This is a genomic window from Pseudarthrobacter sp. TRD_SC_9 (assembly GCF_055361265.1).
On the sequence record NZ_CM143956.1, the window covers coordinates 399,359 to 417,350 of the forward strand.

Genomic DNA, 17,992 nt, shown 5'->3' on the forward strand with positions numbered 1-17,992 from the left:
ACCAGTTGCTGTGTGTGAAAAGCCTGGCTGCTAGCTCCCGATCAGCAGGGTCAGGGCCTCGGTCAGGTGTTCCACTTCGCGCACGGAGAAGCCGGCCGGAATAGGACCTGGCCCGGTGTGGCTGGCCGGAACCACGGCGTGAGTGAAGCCCAGCCGGTGGGCCTCCTGGATGCGCTGGTTGATTCCGGGCACCGGCCGGACCTCGCCTGCCAGCCCCACCTCACCGAAGGCAATCAGCCGGATTGGCAGCGGCTTGCGGGCCTTCGCCGAGGCCACGGCCAGCGCCACCGCCAGGTCCGTGGCCGGTTCGCTGAGCTTCACGCCGCCTACCGTGGCCACGTAGGAATCGTCCTTGTGCAGCAGGCAGCCGGCCCGCTGCTGCAGCACCGCCAACAGCATGGAAACCCGTGAACTGTCCAGCCCACTGGTGGCGCGGCGGGGCTGCGAGTTGGCGCTTTCCGCCAGCAGCGACTGCACCTCAGCCAGGAGTGGGCGGCGGCCCTCCATAGTGACGGTGATGCACGTGCCGGACACGGGCTCCTTGGTGCGGCTGACGAAAAGCCCGCTGGGGTCCGCCAGGCCCACAATGCCGTCCTCGTTCAGGTCAAAGCAACCGACGTCGTCTGTGGGGCCGTAGCGGTTCTTCACTGCCCGCAGCAGCCGCAGCCGGGAATGCCGCTCACCCTCGAACTGGCACACCACGTCCACCAGGTGCTCCAGCAGGCGTGGTCCGGCGATGGAGCCGTCCTTGGTTACGTGGCCGACCAGTAGTGTGGTCATGTTGCGGCGCTTGGCCGCAGCGATGATGGACGCCGCGACCTCACGCACCTGCGAGACGCCACCGGCGCTGCCGTCCACATCCGCGCTGCTGAGAGTCTGGACCGAGTCCACAATGAGCAGCCGGGGCTCGATCTTTTCCACCTGTCCCAACGTCTGGCCAAGGTCCGTTTCCGCGCTGAGGTACAGCGAATCAGCGACGGCGTCGATCCGTTCCGCGCGGAGCTTCACCTGCGCCGCGGATTCTTCGCCCGTCACGTACAGGACGTCCTGGGCGGTGCGGGCAAACTTGGCGGCAACGTCCAGCAGCAAGGTGGACTTGCCCACGCCTGGCTCACCGGCCAGCAGGATGACGGCGCCCGGAACCAGGCCGCCGCCCAAAACCCGGTCCAGCTCATCAACGCCAGTGGGCAGGAATGCCGCGGTAGTGGCGTCCACCTCGGCAATCCGGCGGGCCGGCTGCAGAACTGTTGTTGCCGCCGTCGTGCGTGCTACAGCGGTACCGGATTCCTCAACAGTGCCCCAGGCCTGGCACTCGCCGCAGCGGCCAACCCACTTGACCGCGGTCCAACCGCATTCGGCGCATTTGTAGGCGGGCGCCTTGGCGGCCCGGGATGTCTTTGTTGCCATGCGTTCCACCCTAGCTGCGGGGACAGACAAAGACGTTCGACGGCGGCAAAGGGACGCTGACCGGAATGCGTAACTTTTAGCCGCACCAAATGCCTCAGCCCTTGAGTCTCCGCGGTGCGGACAGCCCGGGAAACGCAAAAGTTGCGCAATCTGGTCTCAACCCGGGAGAGCAGCGGAACGGAGTCCTAGAGAGCGCTCTCTTGACAGTGATGCCTATCACCCCTACGGTTATGGAACTTGCAAGAGAGCGCTCTCTCGCCCTTCCAAGAACGTCCCCCACAAAGGAGTGATCGTGAAATTCTCACGCCGCAATACCGCTGCCGCAATAGCGGGAGCAGCAGCCCTGGCCCTTATGGCTTCAGGCTGCTCCAGTAATTCAGGACAGACAGCAAGCGCAGACAACCCCTTGGAACTGACGGTCACCACCTTTGGAACCTTTGGCTATAACGACCTCTACGGGGAGTACGAGAAGGCCAACCCCGGCATCAAGATCAAGGCCACCAACATTGACCGCGGCGCCAACGCCCGCACCGACGCCTTCACCAAGCTGGCAGCAGGCTCCGGCCTCAGCGACGTCACCGCCATCGAAGAAGGCTGGCTCGGCTCCATCATGGAGGTCTCGGACCAGTTTGTTGACCTGAACGAGCACGGCGCAGCGGACATCAAGGACAACTGGGTGGACTGGAAGTTCAAGCAGGGCACCGATCCCGAAGGCCGCGTGATTGGCTATGGCACGGACATCGGACCGCAGGGCCTCTGCTACAACGGCAAGCTTTTCGAAGCCGCCGGCCTTCCCAGCGACCGCGCAGCCGTAGCTGAACTGTTCGGCGGCGAAGATGCCACCTGGGAGAAGTACTTTGAGCTGGGCAAGCAGTACAAGGCAGCAACGGGCAAGGCCTGGTATGACCAGTCCGGCTTCGTCTGGAACTCCATGGTGAACCAGATGGAAGAGGGCTACTACACCAAGGACGGCGAGCTTAACGTCGACGGCAACTCCGAAATGAAGGCCCGCTTCGAGATGCTGGCCGACGGCACGGCCTCCGGCCTTTCCGCGAACCAGACGCAGTTCGATTGGGGCAACGGCAAGGCCTTCACTGACGGTTCCTTCGCTACGTTCGTTTGCCCCGGCTGGATGCTGGGCACCATCAAGGGTCAGCTTGAATCTGCAGGCGGCGGGGCAGATAGCGGCTGGGACTTCGCCGACGTGTTCCCCGGCGGCGCCTCCAACTGGGGCGGTGCCTTCCTCTCCGTACCCAAGACCTCGAAGCACCCCGAAGAAGCCGCCAAGCTCGCAGCCTGGCTGACCGCTCCGGAACAGCAGGTCAAGCAGTCCGCGGCCGCCAACAACTTCCCCAGCACCCTCAAGGCGCAGGAAAAGCTGGTCAAGGATGCGACGCCCAACGTGATCTTCAACAATGCTCCGACCGGCGTCATTCTGGCCAACCGCGCCAAGGGTGTCGTGGCCCAGTTCAAGGGTCCGGACGATTCAGTGATCCAGGAGAACGTGTTCGGTCCGGCCCTGAAGATGCTCGACACCGGAACCGCCGGCGCTGATGCTGCGTGGAAGGAAGCACTCACGCTCCTCAACGACCTGGTCGTCAACAACTAGCGAACACCATGTGCGGGTCCTCCGGCGCACGCCGTGGGGCCCGCACATGGACTGCGAAAGAGTGCGAGAGAACATGACAACCACTGTGAACCGCCCGGCCAGTACTCCCCGAGGGAGCGCCGTGACAAAAGCCAAGCCCACCTTCAAGCAGCGCCTGAACGTCTTCGACGTCAAGGCATCCCCCTACCTCTATATCGCCCCGTTTTTTATCCTCTTTGCGCTGGTGGGTTTGTTCCCACTCGTCTACACCTTCGTCGTGAGCCTCTACGACTGGCACCTGTTGAAGGGCCAAGGGGACTTTGTGGGGCTGGGTAACTTTGTGGAAGTCCTGCAGGACCGCTTCTTTTGGAATTCGCTCGTCAACACCTTGAGCATTTTTCTGCTCTCTGCCATCCCGCAACTGGCGGTGGCGCTTTTCCTCGCCGCCGTGCTGGACCAGAACCTGCGGGCCAAGACCTTCTGGCGCATGAGCGTCCTGCTGCCCTACGTCGTCACTCCGGTGGCGGTTGCCATGATCTTCACCAACTTGTTCGGAGAGCAGTACGGCCTGATCAACAACATTCTGGGCAACTTCGGCTTGGATCCCGTGATGTGGAAGAACGAGACTTTCCCTAGCCACGTCGCCATCGCCACCATGGTGAACTGGCGCTGGACAGGCTACAACGCGCTGATCCTGTTGGCGGCAATGCAGGCAGTCCCACGCGACCTGTACGAGTCGGCAGCCCTTGACGGCGCCGGGGCCCTGCGTCGGTTCTTCAGCATCACGCTCCCCAGCATCCGGCCCACTATGGTGTTCGTGGTTGTTACCGCCACCATCGGCGGCCTCCAGATCTTCACCGAACCGCGCCTGTTCGATCCGGTAGCCGCAGGAGGTTCGCAGCGGCAGTTCCAAACCACCGTCCTGTACCTCTGGGAGATGGCCTTCCAGCGGCAGAACTTCGGCAAGGCCTCAACCATCGCCTGGCTCCTGTTCCTCATCATCGTCCTGTTCGGCGTATTCAACTACCTGATCTCCCGAAGAATCGCGACGGCGGATGGTCCCAGGGTTCCCAAAACCCGGCTGACGCGTGGCGACCGGAAACGCATTGAAAGGACCAAACGATGAGCATCATCGACAGGATGCGGCCCGGCGGTACCGCCGCTGAAGCTGCCGCCACCAAAACCGCTGCCGCTGCAGGGCGGGCCGCCGGTCCTGTGCCGCTCCGGCAACGCCTCCTGGGATCCGGCACGCGACCCGGTTTCCTCAGCTACGGCCTGCTGCTGGCTTTCCTGGTGTCCTCGGCATACCCGCTGTGGTGGTCTGCGGTCATCGGCAGCCGCTCCAATGAGGCATTGGGCGAGACCTGGCCGCCGTTGCTCCCCGGCGGAAACTTCTGGAAGAACGTGGCCGAAGTCTTCGACACGATTCCGTTCTGGCTGGCCCTGGGCAACAGCGTGCTCATTTCAAGCATCATTACGATCTCCGTGGTGGGCTTTTCAACCCTGGCCGGTTACGCCTTTGCCAAGCTCCGTTTCCGCGGCCGTGACGGACTCATGCTCATGGTGGTGGCCACCATGGCCATTCCTACCCAGCTGGGCATCATCCCGCTCTTTATGGTGATGCGGACCCTGGGCTGGACGGGCGAGATCGGCGCCGTGGTGGTACCCACCCTGGTCACCGCCTTCGGGGTGTTCTTTATGCGGCAGTACCTGGTGGACGTGATCCCCGACGAGCTGATTGAATCCGCCCGCATGGACGGTGCCAGCATGATCTCCACCTTCTGGCACGTCGCCATCCCGGCCGCCCGCCCCGGCATGGCCATTCTGGGCCTGTTTACGTTCATGACCGCTTGGACCGATTTCCTCTGGCCGCTGCTGGTGCTGGACCCCGGCAATCCCACTCTTCAAACGGCGCTGAGCCAGCTGCAATCAGCACGGTATGTGGACTATTCTGTGGTCCTGGCCGGTGCAGTTCTGGCCACGCTCCCGCTGCTGGTGCTCTTCGCACTGGCAGGCAAACAACTCATATCAGGAATCATGCAAGGAGCAGTGAAGGGCTAATGCCAGCACCAACGAATACACGGCAATGGCCGGAAGGCTTTATCTGGGGATCCGCGACGGCGGCAGCACAGATTGAGGGTGCCGGCCACGAAGGCGGCAAGGAGGATTCCGTATGGGACGAGTTTGCCCGCGTCCCGGGAGCAATCGCCAACGGCGAGAACCTGGAGCAGGCGGTGGATCACTACCACCGGATGCCGCAGGACGTGCGGCTGATGAAGGAACTCGGCCTGGATTCCTACCGCTTTTCCACCAGCTGGGCACGGGTGCGCCCGGGGGACAGGGAAGTCAACCGCGAGGGGCTGGACTTCTACTCCCGCCTGGTGGACGAACTGCTGGAAGCGGGAATCCTGCCCTGGCTGACCCTGTATCACTGGGACCTTCCGCAGGCGCTTGAGGAAAAGGGCGGCTGGGCCAACAGGGACACCGCCTACCGGTTCGTCGAGTACGCCAATGATGTGTACGCGGCGCTGGGGGACCGGGTGCAGCACTGGACCACATTCAACGAGCCCTTCTGCTCGTCGCTGCTGGGTTACGGCTCAGGAGTCCATGCGCCGGGCCGGCAGGAACCACGTGCAGCCATAGCCGCAGTGCACCACCAGCACCTCGCGCACGGCTTGGCCGTTAACTCTCTGCGGGAGCTCGGCGCGCAAAATCTGGGCATCACCCTGAACCTGAGTAACTCCATCCCGCGGGACAGCAACGATCCCGTTGATTTGGACGCGGCCCGTCGTTTCGACTCGCTGCAGAACCGGATCTTCCTGGATCCTATCCTTCGCGGCAGCTACCCTGCGGACACCCTGGCGGACCTGGCACCTTTCGGGCTCCAGGAAGTCATCCAGCCCGGCGACCTGGAGATCATCAGTGCGCCCCTGGAGTTCCTGGGCGTGAATCACTACCACGATGACCTCATCAGCGGGCACCCCGCGGACGAGGGCGGCGACGGACATTCCGGCGGTGCTGAGCGTGCAACCTCATCGCCGTGGATCGGTTCCGAGCACATCTCGTTTCCCAGCCGGGGGCTGCCCCGTACGGCTATGAACTGGGAGGTGAACCCGGACGGCCTAAGGAAACTCCTGGTCCGCCTGGGCGAGGAGTACCCGACGCTGCCGCCGCTGTACATCACGGAGAACGGTGCAGCTTACGAGGACACCGTCAGCCCGGACGGTGCCGTGCACGATGAGGAACGGACAAAGTTCATCCTGGACCACGTCGCAGCAGTGGGTGAGGCAATCGATCAGGGCGCCGACGTCCGCGGTTACTTCGTGTGGTCCCTGCTGGACAACTTCGAATGGTCCTGGGGTTACGGCAAGCGTTTCGGCATCATACGGGTTGATTATGAAACGCTGGAGCGGACAGTGAAGGACAGTGGCAAGGCCTATGCCCGGCTGATCGCGGCCTCGCGGCAGAACCTACAGCAGCACGCCTGATAACGGAAACCCACTCCGGGCCGGGGGGGGGCTTCCCCTGCCAGCCTAAACTGGAGTCCCTAGGGATGGCTGGAGATCACGGAGTGACCATAGTGAAGCAGGACCACAGCGGCAGCCGGCCGGCGCCCACGCTTGAAATGGTGGCGGCGCTGGCCGGGGTCTCCCGTGCCACCGTTTCACGTGTAGTCAATGAGGTGCCCAGCGTCGACCCGGACATCGCTGCCAAGGTGCGCACGGCGATCCAGGCGATCAACTACACGCCCAACCGTGCGGCCAGGTCGCTGGCCAGCCGGCGGCCCAATTCGGTGACGTTGATCGTTCCTGAATCGACGTCCAAGGTCTTTGCTGACCCGTTCTTCGCTTCCGTGGTGCAGGGTGTTGTCCTCCACTTGGCGGACACCGACTACACGCTGAATATGGTCATTGCTTCCGAAACCAAGCCGGAAAAGACCCGGGCCTTCCTCCTGGGTGGGAATGTGGCAGGGGCCCTGGTGGTCTCGCACCACATGGGGGACCGTTCCTGGACCCACCTGAGCGAACGGTTGCCCATGGTGTTTGCAGGCAAGCCCTTTGGCGAAACCGCCAGCTACTACGTGGAGGTGGACAACGAAGTTGCCGCAGAGGGTGCTACTGCCGTACTGGCCGCCCGCGGCTGCAAACACCTTGCAACTATTGCCGGACCGCAGGACATGCCGCCGGGTGTGGACCGGTTGAGTGGCTGGCGAAAAGCCGTGACAGACGCCGGCCTGGACGATTCATTGGTGGAATACGGCGATTTCACCCTGGCTTCCGGCGCCACCGCCATGCGTCGGCTGCTGGACCGTGGCAAGCCGATTGACGGTGTCTTTGTCGCAAACGATCAAATGGCGGCGGGCGCTTATACCGTCCTGCACCAGCGGGGCCTGCGCATTCCGGAAGACATTGCGGTGGTGGGGTTCGACGACGACTCCTTTGCGACGTCCGTGACCCCGCGACTGACCACCGTGCACCACCCCATCATTGAGATGGGCAAGAAAATGGCGGAGACCCTGGTGAGCCTGATTGAAGGTAAACCCACGGAACATGTCACCCAGATCCATACCTCGCTGGTGCTAAGGGAATCTGCCTAGCACCTGCGTTCCTCCTCATTGACGGCAGGCTACCGAAAGGCATTCCCATGACATTGACTGCGGACCGTCCCCTGCGCTGGGGCGTTGTAGCCACGGGCAGGATCGCCCACCGGGTGACCAGCGACCTCGCCCGCCTGGAAGGCGCCGTGCTCCACGCCGTCAGCTCACGCACGGAAGCGGCGGCAAGCACCTTCGCCGCTAAGTTCGGCTTCGCGGCCAGTTACCACGACAAAGCGGGAATTACCGGCTTCCAGCAGCTCTTCGATGACCCCCTGGTGGACGTCGTCTATATCGCCACGCCGCACGCCCAGCACCTGGAGGTGGCCCAGGCGGCGTTGAAATCCGGCAAGCACGTGCTGTGTGAGAAGCCACTGACCGTCAATGCCCGGGAAACACAGGATCTTGTCCGGCTGGCCGGTGACGGCGGGCTCTTCCTCATGGAAGCGGTATGGACCAGGTTCCTCCCGGCAACGCAGCGCGCCCTCGAACTGCTCCGGTCCGGTGCGATCGGCGAGGTCCGTTGGGTGCAGGCAGATTTGGGATTTGCGGCGGCCTATGATCCCGCGGACAGGCTGTGGGACCCGGCAGCAGGCGGGGGAGCGCTTTTGGACCTCGCGATCTATCCACTCACCTGGGCAATCGGTGCGCTTGGTTTCCCTGCCGGCCTCAAGGCTGCCGGGCATCTCAACGAGGACGGTGTTGACGTCCAGAACACCTTGGCCCTCAGCTACCCGGACGGCGCGTCTGCCCAGCTGACCTCCTCGCTGCAGGCGAACGGGCCAGGCATGGTGACCATCAGCGGCAGCAAGGGCTGGCTGCGCACCGGCTCTCCGCTGTACAACCCCCGCCAGCTGGAGGTTTGTGGCCAGGACGGCGTGCCCCGGATTGAGCGGTTCGAGGAAGACACCGAAGGCTTTATCCACGAACTCCGCGAAGCGGGCCGGTGCATCCGTTCCGGCCTTCAGGAGAGCCCGCTCATGCCCTGGGCGGACAGCATCAGGACCATGCAGCTCCTGGACGAGGCACGGCAGCAGATGGGCGTCAGCTACCCCAACGACCAGGCAACCTAGAGCTCCGGCAGCAGGTCTCTGGCCTCCTGGCCGTCCATTCCCGTGGCCTCCAGCAGGTCAACCATGAGCGGCCGGAGCAACATCACCACGGTTTCGCCTTCCAGCCGCTCCACCCCCAGCATCTTCGGGTGGACCCGCAGCGCAGCCTCACTCAGGTTCCGTCGGGCGGTGCGCAGATGGGCGCGGCGGGCGCCGTCGTGGGTTTCTGCAAGGCCCAGCGAGAGTTCGTCAATAGCGGCGGCGGTCTCCTGCAGTACCTCCGCGATCGCTTCTGTGGCGGCGTCGGACAGGGCTGCATGGTTGATGGCGCTGGTGAGCCTGCGGGCGAAGACGCGGCTGTTCCGCAACGCGAGGTCGATGAAATCGAGGGACTGTTGCAGCCGCTCCAGCTCGTCACGATGCCGTCGGTAGGCGGGGGAGAGCGTAGCTACTTCGCCGGAGGATCGCAGTGACTGCCTCATGCCGTCAACCAGCGGTTGGCAGCTGCGCCCGCGCACCAGGGCATGCCAGGCCAGGGTGGAATCGCTCTTGGCCAGGCCCTCGGCGCATTCACGAAGCACCTCAGCCAGCTCGTGGAGCAGGTTTCGGACGTCCTTACGCGGTTCCCGGCGGGGATCCCTGGGAATCAGGATGGTGACTATCAGGGCAAAAAGCCCGCCCACCACCGCGTCGAGGCTGCGGGTGAACGGGCCCCCTTCAGGGGCCGGCAGCAGCACCACCAACAACGACTGAAGCGCCAGCTGGGTGGTGAAAATATTGCCGCTGTCCAGGAATCTGGCCAGCAGGATGGAGAAAAGAAGTACGACGGCGGCCTGCCAGATTCCGCTGCCGAGCCAGTGCAGGAGCAGGTCACCTACAGCGATCCCGATGGTGCAGCCCAGGCCAACCTCCACCACACGCCGCAGCCGGGGTTCACGGGAGAAGCCGAGTGCGATCAGCGACGACGTAGCTGCAAACAGCGGACCGGAATGGCCAAGCACATACTCCGCGAAGGCGTAGGCACCCACCGCGCAGACCGTCATCTGGATCGCGGGAAGCAACGAATTCCGGCTTCGGATGACGCCGGTGCGTAACCGGCCATGCAGGAATCGCCTGCTTGTGCTCAGACGGTTCGCGAGGGCCATGAGACCAGTGTATTTGCCAGGTGGATAACCTAAGGCTTGCGTCCGTAGAGGCGATAGCGCCTCTGGGTCACTCGCAGGGGGCCACGCCGGTCCAGTTCCTGGAGGGTTACCCGGTGGTCATCGATGCGGAAGCCGGGGACGTTCCAGGGGACCAGGGCCATGAACGTCACCAGTGCGTCCAGATCGGCAAACTCCATGGAGCCAGACCATTCCTCGGCCAACTCGACGGCGAGCCCCGCTTTGGTCCAAGCTTCCCGTTCAACCGCAAGGCGCGCCTTCGGATACTGCGGCGTGGCGCCGAACCAGTCGCGCAGTTCCTGCGCATCCCGCCCGTCCACCTGCTGGCTGAGGAGTGTCCCGCCCGGCGCAAGGACCCGCGCGGCTTCGACGGCGTCGAACGGCTCGTGGCTGGACATGATGAGGTCAAAGGAAGCATCGTCGAAGGGGAGCGTGTCTCCAGCGTGGGCGTTGTACTCAAAAACCTCGACGCCGATCGGGGCGAGGTTCCTGCGGGCCACCGCTACGTTCGGTTTCCACCCCTCCGTGGCGACCAGGTGTGGAAGCCGGCCTACCGGCGGCTGGGAGGCCAGGCGCAGGATGCGTTCGCCGCCCCCGGTGCCCAGATCCAGAACGCGTTCCGCGGTACGTAGCCTGTCGAGGCAGTCAGCTTCGAAATCCCATGGCGGATTGTCGCTTTCCACCCGCCCATCGAGGATCGAAAAATCCCAGCCCTGCATCCCGGCCGTCGCGTGAACTTGGCGGAGACGGTCCAGCAAGTCGGCACGTGTCATGGAGCCATTGTCCACTTGCCATTCCACGCCATAAATCCGAGAATGTGATCTATGCAATAGCGACCCGGCAGATGTAACCCACTGTCCCGCCGTCGTTAACCTTCCGTTCATTCTGGGAGGCCAGTCTCGTAACCCTGCGCGCCTAACTTCAATTGAGGTACAAAACGTACGCATCGGCGTGGCGGGCAACCTCCGGATCCTCCACCCACATGAGATTCCCTGGAAGGGGCACATTCAGTGAAGGCACAACGCTTTGGCCGCCACGCGGCACTTGCCGCTATCGCAGCCGGCGCACTCGCGCTTACCGCCTGTGGTTCAGACAACGTCACCGGCAGCGCGCCCACCAATAACTCCACCGGCGCTGCAGTAACCGGCACGCTGACCGGCATCGGCTCCTCCGCGCAGGGCGCGGCAATGGATGCCTGGAAGACCGAATTCGCAGCCGCCAACACCGGCGCCACCGTGCAGTATTCCCCGGACGGTTCCGGTGCAGGCCGCAAGGCGCTGCTGGATGGCTCGGCCCAGTTCGGCGGCTCTGACGCTTACCTGAAGGACGAAGAGTACGAGTCCTCCAAGACCATCTGCGGCCCCGAAGGCGCGCTGAACATCCCGGTTTACATCTCCCCGATCGCCATCGCGTTCAACCTGCCGGGGATCACCGAACTCAAGCTTGACGCCACCACGGTTGCCAAGATCTTCCGCGGCGAGATCGCCACCTGGAACGATCCCGCCATCACCGCCCTGAATGAGGGCGTCGACCTTCCGGATCTTGCGGTCACCCCGGTGAGCCGCTCCGATGATTCCGGTACCACCAGCAACTTCACCGACTACCTCGCAGCTGCTGCTCCGGAGACCTGGACGGACAAGGCTGCAGGCGTCTGGCCTGCTTCCCTGCAGGGCGAAAACGCCAAGGGCACCTCCGGCGTGGTCAAGACCGTCACCGACACCCCCGGTGCCATCACCTACGCTGATGACTCCGCTGTCAGCGGCAAGCTGGGCGTAGCGCAGATCAAGGTTGGCGAGACCTTCACCAAGATCTCCGCCGAAGCCGCCGCCAAGGCTGTTGACGCCGGTACCCCCGTTGAAGGCCGCACCGCCAACGACCTTTCCATCAAGCTGGACCGCAAGACCACCAATGAGGGCGCCTACCCGATCGTCCTCGTCTCCTTCCACATCGTTTGCTCCGCTTACGACAGCCAGGAGACCGTTGACCTGGTCAAGGCCTTCGAGAACTACGTAGTCTCGGAAGAGGGCCAGCAGGCAGCTGCTGACTCCGCCAAGTCGGCACCGCTTTCCGCGGAGCTCGCAGAGAAGGCCGTCAAGGCCATCGAAACCATCAAGGTCAAGTCCTAATACCTGGCTTTGAACCAAGTTCCCCGCCGCGCCGAGAGGCGGGGCGGGGAACTTGGCTTTGTCCGCCCAGCTTTCAGCTGTCCCAGCGCCACCACAATCCGAAGGGTCGGGAATGACCGCCACCTCCCTGACAAGTTCACGAGCTGCCGCAGGCCGCGCTGGTGACAAAGTGTTTTCCGGGGCAACCATGGCCGCCGGCTGCCTGATCCTGGCTGTCCTGTTCGGTGTTGCCCTGTTCCTGGTGGTTCAGGCCATTCCGGCGCTCACTGCCCCCGCGGACGAGATCCAGGGCGGTGAGGGCTTTTTCGCCTACATCTGGCCCATCGTCATCGGCACCCTGATCGCGGCGCTGATTGCCCTTACCATCGCCACTCCTATCTCCATCGGCGTGGCACTCTTCATCTCCCACTTCGCACCACGGCAGCTGTCGTCCGGCCTGGGCTACGTCATCGACCTCCTGGCGGCAATTCCTTCCGTGGTCTATGGCGCCTGGGGTGCCGCCTTCCTGGCTCCGCAGATCTCACCGGCATACATCTGGCTCGCGGAGAACATGGGCTGGTTGCCCATCTTCGCCGGACCCGCCTCCGCCACCGGCAAAACGATCCTCACCGCAGGCATTGTCCTGTCCGTGATGGTCATTCCCATCATTACCTCGTTGTCCAGGGAAATCTTCCTGCAGACGCCCAAGCTCCACGAGGAAGCCGCACTGGCACTTGGAGCCACCCGGTGGGAAATGATCAGGATGACCGTGCTGCCCTTCGCCCGGCCTGGCATCATCAGTGCCATCATGCTGGGCCTGGGCCGTGCCTTGGGCGAGACCATGGCAGTTGCCCTGGTGCTTTCCTCCGGTGCGCTGACTGCCAGCCTGATCCAGTCCGGCAACCAGACCATCGCTGCTGAAATCGCGCTGAACTTCCCTGAAGCTTCCGGCCTCAAGGTCAGCACGCTGATCGCAGCGGGCCTGATCCTCTTCGTCATCACCCTCGCTGTGAACATGATCGCCCGCTGGATCATCAGCCGGCATAAAGAATTCTCGGGAGCCAACTAAATGACGTCCACCCTTACTCCCGTTCGTAAGCGCTCGGCCCTTACCAAGGGCCAGCTGCCCAAGGCCGCGCCGTACGTCGTCCTTGGTGCAGCCCTGCTCCTGGGCGCCGCAATCCTTGCACTGATCGGATTCAACGCCCTTGGCTGGGGCCTGGTGTCCGCCATCCTGTTCACCATCGGCCTGGTGGGCTGGAGCGGTGCCGTCGAAGGCGCACGCAAGGCCCAGGACAAGCTGGCCACCTGCCTGGTGGTGGGCGCGTTCCTGATCGCGCTGCTTCCCCTGATCTCCGTGATCTGGACAGTCTTGGCCAACGGCGTTCCCGGTCTTATCACGCCCGGGTTCCTGACCAGCTCCATGAACGGCGTCACCGGCGTCTATGACAACAGGGCGGTTGAAGACGGAACCCCCGTGCTCGGCGGCATCTACCACGCTCTCCTGGGCACAATCCAGATCACTCTTCTTGCCACCGTCATCTCCGTACCGGTTGGTCTCCTGACCGCCATCTACCTTGTGGAGTACGGCAACGACGGCCGGCTGGCCCGGGCCATCACGTTCTTCGTGGACGTAATGACAGGTATTCCGTCGATCGTGGCAGGTCTCTTCGCGGCAGCGTTCTTCTTCGCGATCGTCGGACCGGGAACCAAAACCGGCGCAGTAGCCGCCGTCGCGCTTTCCGTCCTGATGATCCCGGTGGTAGTTCGCTCTGCCGAGGAAATGCTCAAGATCGTGCCCAACGAACTGCGTGAAGCCGCTTACGCCCTGGGCGTCCGCAAATGGCGGACCATCCTGAAGGTGGTTATCCCCACGGCGATCTCCGGCATCGCGTCCGGCGTCACACTGGCCATCGCCCGCGTTATCGGCGAGACCGCTCCGATCCTGGTCACGGCTGGCTTCGCCACCAACATCAACAGCAACGTGTTCGGCGGCTGGATGGCATCGCTGCCCACGTTCATCTACACACAGATCCTCAATCCCACGTCGCCGTCCAACCCGGATCCGTCGACGCAGCGTGCCTGGGGCGCCGCGCTGGTGCTGATCATCCTGGTGATGGCCCTGAACCTGGCTTCCCGGCTGATTGCCAAGGCCTTCGCCCCCAAGACTGGACGCTAGAAAAATTTCACCTGCCGCACCAGGCATGTGGCTAGACTTAATTCATACTCTCAGCAGTGAAGGAACACCATGTCTAAGCGCATCGACGTCAAGGACCTGAACGTTTACTACGGCAGCTTCCTTGCCGTAGAAGGCGTCAACATCAACATCGAGGCCAAATCCGTCACGGCTTTCATTGGCCCGTCAGGCTGCGGCAAGTCCACGTTCCTGCGGACCCTGAACCGCATGCACGAGGTCCTCCCGGGGGCCCGCGTTGAAGGCGAAGTCCTGTTGGACGGTGACAACCTCTACGGCCCCGGAGTGGATCCGGTCATGGTCCGCTCTCAGATCGGCATGGTTTTCCAGCGTCCCAACCCATTCCCCACTATGTCCATCCGGGACAACGTGCTGGCGGGCGTGAAGCTGAACAACCAGAGGATTTCCAAGGGCGAAGCCGATGCGTTGGTGGAGCGTTCGCTGACCGGCGCCAACCTCTGGAACGAGGTCAAGGACCGCCTCGAGAAGCCCGGCTCCGGCCTTTCCGGTGGCCAGCAGCAGCGGCTCTGCATCGCCCGGGCCATCGCCGTGGAGCCTCAAGTGATCCTGATGGACGAGCCCTGCTCAGCCCTTGACCCCATCTCCACGCTCGCCGTTGAGGACCTCATCAACGAGCTCAAGGATCAGTACACCGTGGTCATCGTGACGCACAATATGCAGCAGGCCGCGCGCGTGTCGGACAAGACGGCGTTCTTCAACATTGCGGGTACCGGCAAGCCGGGCAAGCTGATCGAGTTCGCCGAGACCTCCACCATCTTCAACAATCCTTCAGTGAAGGCCACCGAGGATTACGTCTCAGGCCGCTTCGGATAAAGCCCACCGGCACGCCAGGACCCGGCTCTTAACCAGCGGCCACGGAGATATCCGTGGCCGCTGTCATTTGGACATTGGCGACAACGCCAGTTCAATAATGAACGCCAGGGCTGCCGTGATCACAGGAGTCAGCAGCCAATAGCCGAGGATCCGGATCACCAGGCGCCGGTTGGTGGAGGCGAACCTTTGGGTCTCTCCGGCGCCCAGTGCTGCTGCAGTTACCGAGTGTGTGGTGGACACCGGCCAGTGCAGCGCAATGGCACCGACGAAGAGCACTACGGCACTGAACGTCTGGGCCACGAAGCCACGCAGCGGATCAATCCGGGTCAGCTTGTAGCCCAGGGTGTGCGAGATTCGCCAACCCCCACAGAGCGTCCCCGCGGTGATGGTCAGGGCCGTCAAGAGAATCACCCAGAGGGGGATCCCGCCGTCGTAATACCCTGCGGAGATCATGGCCAGCAACAGCACGGCGCTGACGCGCTGGCCGTCCTGAAGCCCGTGGCCGAAGGCGACCGCTCCTGCGGCAACGCACTGGGCGCGGCGGAACCTGCGGTTGATAATGTTGGGCTGGGCGAACCGGGTGGCCCAGACGAGGGGCAGCACGGATGTATAGGCGCCTGCAAAAGCTATAACCGGCGAGATCAGCAGTGGAAGAACCACCTGGAACAGCAGCGACTCATCAACGCCCCCGACGGTATTGCCGCCCACGACGACACTGGCCACGCCGGCACCGGCGAGCCCGCCAACCAGTGCATGGGTTGAAGACGACGGAATGCCTTTCCACCAGGTAAGCACTCCCCAGGCGACGGCGCTGGCCAAACCCGAGATCACGATGCTCAGCCCGCTGACGCCCTCCGGTAGCGTCACCCAGTGCTGCGCCACCGAGACAGCCAGGGTGGCACTCAGCAGGGCACCCAGCAGATTGAAGAAAGCGGCCAGCAGGACGGCGATGCTGGGTGTCATGGCCCGGGTCCGGACAGCCAGGGCGACGGCGGTAGAGACATCCCTGAAGCCGTTCACGAAACTGAACGCGGCGGTGAAAAGAACCACCACGCCAAAGAGAGCTGGTGTCACGTCAGGATTCCTTGACGATGATGCTGCCCACCTGGGTGGCAACGCGGCGCAGGTCCCGGGAAACGTCCACCAGCTGGTTAGCGATGTCCCGGTGCCGCGCGTATTGGGCGCCCTTCATGTCCGCCAGGAGGTCCGCTACCCACACCCTGTGGGTCCGTTCGGCGCGCTTGGCAAGCCTGAGGATCTCGATCCAGTAGTCCTCCAGATCGTCCAGATCGTCAAGCCGGCGCATGGCGTCAACCGTGAGCTCGGCCTGGCGGCTGATGATTTCCAGCTGGTCCGCGGCGCGCTTGGGCAACCGTTCCAACTTGTAGAGGGCAACCAGTTCGGCGGCGGCATCAAGCCGCTCCAGAGCCTCATGCAGGAACCGGGACAGGGAGTACATGTCCTCGCGGGGGAGCGGATTGACGAAGCTGGTGCGCATGTGGGTGAGCAGCGCGAAGTGGAGCTCGTTGGATTTGGCCTCGTGTTCGTGCATGGTGTCCACCAGGTGCGCATGTTCGCTGGCCGGCACACCGAGAATCTCGGAGAGGGTACCGCTGGCCAACACGATTTGCCGCGCCATTTGGGACAGCAGAATCAGCCCGGCGGGCTCCTGGGGAAAAAGGCGCAGCTTCACGTGGTTACCGGTCTCCGGAAGGGTTACTGGGGCTGGAACAGTGCGCGATGTGACTTGACGTCGGCCCGCAAACTGCAGCTTACTTTACCGCCATCGTCGAACCGGTAGTAAAGTCTCGGCGCCTGCAAGGACTTCGAGGGGTGGCGCGATGCGTCAGCGGACCGCAATGCTCCGGCGAGGAGATGCCGGGCAGAAAAATGGTGCCGAACCGGATACGCCTCTCGGCGGTAGGCCGCTCTAGGCGGCTAATTGTTGAAGCCCGGGGGTTTCGCGGTTCGGCACCGATCTCAGTTTTCTACTTTGCGCGGACCAAGTCAACATTGACAGCGGCGCGGTCTTGGCCTCTAATTGGCGCTTAATCCAGCTCGCCCAGCCGCCAGGCGTTGGCGGCATGTTCCAGGTCCTCGGCTGTTTTCACGAGCTGGTTGGAGTTGCGGGTGAGCTTGCTCGCATGACCCTCGTTGCTGTGCTCGGCGCCGTCAGCGATGGTGGCCTGACCGAGGGCCACGACCCGGCAGAAGGCGGCCGAACGTTCCAGCGCGACATCGAACTCGCCGTCGAACGCTCCGGAAAGGATGGCGTCCGCCATGGTCCGCATTTCCTCGGCTCCGGGCGGTTCCGCTGCTCCCGCAACAACGTTCGAGACTTGCGCAGTGTCCCGTCCGGCGCGGAAATACACGGAAATCCGCTCAGGGTCCTGGACGGTTGCGGCCCTGAGCGCGTACAAACGCCACAGGGCGCCCGGAAGCGAACGGGCGGGGCTTTCCGCCCACATTTCGGCGATGGCGTCCAGGCCCTGCTCGTCCGTCAGTTTCACCAGCCGCTCGGTGATCTGGGGGTCGTCGCTGTCCCGGCCATGGCGCACCAGCGCCTGTGCGGCCAAGTGTGCGGCCTCGGAGACCCGGGCGGGATCAGCGCCGCCGGCGAAGGGCTCAAAGTCGATGGGCGCGAAGAGCTTGGGCTTGTGTTGGCGGGGCATGTTTGCCCTGGAACTTGAGGCTGGTTGCTCGTTCATGTTCCCCACGCTACTCCTGCGCTTCTTGTGAATCGAGCGCCGGGCCATCTCCATGGGCTGGCTGGTCCGCGGCCGCGGCGGGCGTGGGGTACAGTGTTAACGTCCAGAAATGGACTGGGCTGAGTGTGGTTTTCTGCGCTTGGCTGGGGCCTTTAGCTCAGTTGGTAGAGCATCGGACTTTTAATCCGTGGGTCGTGGGTTCGAGCCCCACAGGGCCCACCCTTTTCGCAGGTCAGAGACACGCCGTCTCTGGCCTGCTTTCGTTTGAGTACAACAACCGGGTTGCCGAAGCCGCCAACCAGTTCGCCGGCGCCGCCAGATGACATTCCGTGGCAGCCACCAGCTGT

16 protein-coding genes and 1 tRNA gene are annotated in these 17,992 nt (G+C 63.5%); 11 read left to right on the forward strand and 6 right to left on the reverse strand.

Going from position 1 to position 17,992, the window contains the following annotated elements; translation table 11 throughout:
• Positions 1–30 precede the first annotated feature (30 nt).
• Positions 31–1,407, reverse strand: coding sequence for a DNA repair protein RadA (gene radA / locus ACWA13_RS01850; protein ID WP_463936401.1), 1,377 nt, complete (start codon positions 1,405–1,407; stop codon positions 31–33).
• Positions 1,408–1,759: 352 nt separating this feature from the next.
• Between radA and ACWA13_RS01855 the strand changes: the two genes are divergently transcribed.
• The 6 genes from ACWA13_RS01855 (at position 1,760) to ACWA13_RS01880 (ending at position 8,662) form a co-directional block, all read left to right on the forward strand.
• Entirely contained in the window at positions 1,760–3,016 is a 1,257-nt protein-coding gene (locus tag ACWA13_RS01855) for an ABC transporter substrate-binding protein (RefSeq protein ID WP_463937992.1), read from the forward strand.
• Between the two features lie 73 nt (positions 3,017–3,089).
• Positions 3,090–4,121 (forward strand): carbohydrate ABC transporter permease, encoded by a 1,032-nt coding sequence (locus tag ACWA13_RS01860; protein WP_463936403.1) that lies wholly within the window; start codon positions 3,090–3,092, stop codon positions 4,119–4,121.
• Positions 4,118–5,056 carry a carbohydrate ABC transporter permease gene (locus ACWA13_RS01865; RefSeq protein WP_463936405.1) on the forward strand — a complete coding sequence of 313 codons (939 nt, stop codon included), beginning with the start codon at positions 4,118–4,120 and terminating at the stop codon, positions 5,054–5,056. The genes ACWA13_RS01860 and ACWA13_RS01865 overlap by 4 nt, the downstream gene beginning before the upstream one ends.
• Complete coding sequence (locus ACWA13_RS01870; protein WP_463936407.1) at positions 5,056–6,483, forward strand: GH1 family beta-glucosidase; 1,428 nt, start codon at positions 5,056–5,058, stop codon at positions 6,481–6,483. Before ACWA13_RS01865 ends, ACWA13_RS01870 begins: the two co-directional genes overlap by 1 nt.
• Before the next feature lie 92 nt (positions 6,484–6,575).
• Positions 6,576–7,592 carry a LacI family DNA-binding transcriptional regulator gene (locus tag ACWA13_RS01875; RefSeq protein ID WP_463937993.1) on the forward strand — a complete coding sequence of 339 codons (1,017 nt, stop codon included), beginning with the start codon at positions 6,576–6,578 and terminating at the stop codon, positions 7,590–7,592.
• Between the two features lie 47 nt (positions 7,593–7,639).
• Complete coding sequence (locus ACWA13_RS01880; protein ID WP_463936408.1) at positions 7,640–8,662, forward strand: Gfo/Idh/MocA family protein; 1,023 nt, start codon at positions 7,640–7,642, stop codon at positions 8,660–8,662.
• On the opposite strand, the gene ACWA13_RS01885 is transcribed toward ACWA13_RS01880, so the two are convergent.
• A complete protein-coding gene (locus ACWA13_RS01885; RefSeq protein WP_463936409.1) occupies positions 8,659–9,786 on the reverse strand; it encodes an FUSC family protein in 1,128 nt (375 codons plus the stop codon). The two genes, ACWA13_RS01880 and ACWA13_RS01885, sit on opposite strands and share 4 nt — an antisense overlap.
• Before the next feature lie 29 nt (positions 9,787–9,815).
• Positions 9,816–10,577: a class I SAM-dependent methyltransferase gene (locus ACWA13_RS01890; RefSeq protein WP_463936410.1), complete on the reverse strand. Its 762-nt coding sequence runs from the start codon at positions 10,575–10,577 to the stop codon at positions 9,816–9,818.
• A gap of 237 nt (positions 10,578–10,814) precedes the next feature.
• Between ACWA13_RS01890 and pstS the strand changes: the two genes are divergently transcribed.
• From pstS to pstB, 4 genes are all read left to right on the forward strand, one after another.
• Positions 10,815–11,930: a phosphate ABC transporter substrate-binding protein PstS gene (gene pstS / locus ACWA13_RS01895; protein WP_463936412.1), complete on the forward strand. Its 1,116-nt coding sequence runs from the start codon at positions 10,815–10,817 to the stop codon at positions 11,928–11,930.
• 112 nt (positions 11,931–12,042) lie between these two features.
• Positions 12,043–12,978: a phosphate ABC transporter permease subunit PstC gene (pstC, locus tag ACWA13_RS01900; RefSeq protein WP_463936413.1), complete on the forward strand. Its 936-nt coding sequence runs from the start codon at positions 12,043–12,045 to the stop codon at positions 12,976–12,978.
• The gene (gene pstA, locus ACWA13_RS01905; RefSeq protein WP_463936414.1) at positions 12,979–14,088 is read left to right on the forward strand and encodes a phosphate ABC transporter permease PstA; all 1,110 of its coding nucleotides are present in this window, start codon (positions 12,979–12,981) and stop codon (positions 14,086–14,088) included.
• Positions 14,089–14,157: 69 nt separating this feature from the next.
• Entirely contained in the window at positions 14,158–14,937 is a 780-nt protein-coding gene (gene pstB, locus ACWA13_RS01910; RefSeq protein WP_463936415.1) for a phosphate ABC transporter ATP-binding protein PstB, read from the forward strand.
• Positions 14,938–15,000: 63 nt separating this feature from the next.
• Here pstB and ACWA13_RS01915 read toward each other — a convergent pair whose 3' ends face one another.
• The 3 genes from ACWA13_RS01915 to ACWA13_RS01925 all read right to left on the reverse strand — a co-directional run bounded on the left by ACWA13_RS01915 (position 15,001) and on the right by ACWA13_RS01925 (position 17,645).
• The gene (locus tag ACWA13_RS01915; protein WP_463936416.1) at positions 15,001–16,011 is read right to left on the reverse strand and encodes an anion permease; all 1,011 of its coding nucleotides are present in this window, start codon (positions 16,009–16,011) and stop codon (positions 15,001–15,003) included.
• A 1-nt stretch (position 16,012) separates the two neighbouring features.
• Entirely contained in the window at positions 16,013–16,630 is a 618-nt protein-coding gene (locus ACWA13_RS01920; protein ID WP_463936418.1) for a DUF47 domain-containing protein, read from the reverse strand.
• A 355-nt stretch (positions 16,631–16,985) separates the two neighbouring features.
• A complete protein-coding gene (locus ACWA13_RS01925; RefSeq protein ID WP_463936420.1) occupies positions 16,986–17,645 on the reverse strand; it encodes a hypothetical protein in 660 nt (219 codons plus the stop codon).
• A gap of 146 nt (positions 17,646–17,791) precedes the next feature.
• Here ACWA13_RS01925 and ACWA13_RS01930 point away from each other — a divergent pair.
• Positions 17,792–17,864, forward strand: a tRNA-Lys gene (locus ACWA13_RS01930).
• The last annotated feature ends 128 nt before the right edge of the window (positions 17,865–17,992 follow it).

Bases quoted from the DNA above. Each gene is read 5' to 3' on its own strand.
- ACWA13_RS01880 (WP_463936408.1), top strand. From the start codon at position 7,640: ATGACATTGACTGCGGACCGTCCCCTGCGCTGGGGCGTTGTAGCCACG.
- ACWA13_RS01890 (WP_463936410.1), bottom strand. From the start codon at position 10,577: ATGACACGTGCCGACTTGCTGGACCGTCTCCGCCAAGTTCACGCGACG.
- pstB (WP_463936415.1), top strand. From the start codon at position 14,158: ATGTCTAAGCGCATCGACGTCAAGGACCTGAACGTTTACTACGGCAGC.
- ACWA13_RS01860 (WP_463936403.1), top strand. From the start codon at position 3,090: ATGACAACCACTGTGAACCGCCCGGCCAGTACTCCCCGAGGGAGCGCC.
- pstC (WP_463936413.1), top strand. From the start codon at position 12,043: ATGACCGCCACCTCCCTGACAAGTTCACGAGCTGCCGCAGGCCGCGCT.
- ACWA13_RS01925 (WP_463936420.1), bottom strand. From the start codon at position 17,645: ATGAACGAGCAACCAGCCTCAAGTTCCAGGGCAAACATGCCCCGCCAA.
- ACWA13_RS01855 (WP_463937992.1), top strand. From the start codon at position 1,760: ATGGCTTCAGGCTGCTCCAGTAATTCAGGACAGACAGCAAGCGCAGAC.
- radA (WP_463936401.1), bottom strand. From the start codon at position 1,407: ATGGCAACAAAGACATCCCGGGCCGCCAAGGCGCCCGCCTACAAATGC.
- pstA (WP_463936414.1), top strand. From the start codon at position 12,979: ATGACGTCCACCCTTACTCCCGTTCGTAAGCGCTCGGCCCTTACCAAG.
- ACWA13_RS01870 (WP_463936407.1), top strand. From the start codon at position 5,056: ATGCCAGCACCAACGAATACACGGCAATGGCCGGAAGGCTTTATCTGG.
- ACWA13_RS01865 (WP_463936405.1), top strand. From the start codon at position 4,118: ATGAGCATCATCGACAGGATGCGGCCCGGCGGTACCGCCGCTGAAGCT.
- ACWA13_RS01885 (WP_463936409.1), bottom strand. From the start codon at position 9,786: ATGGCCCTCGCGAACCGTCTGAGCACAAGCAGGCGATTCCTGCATGGC.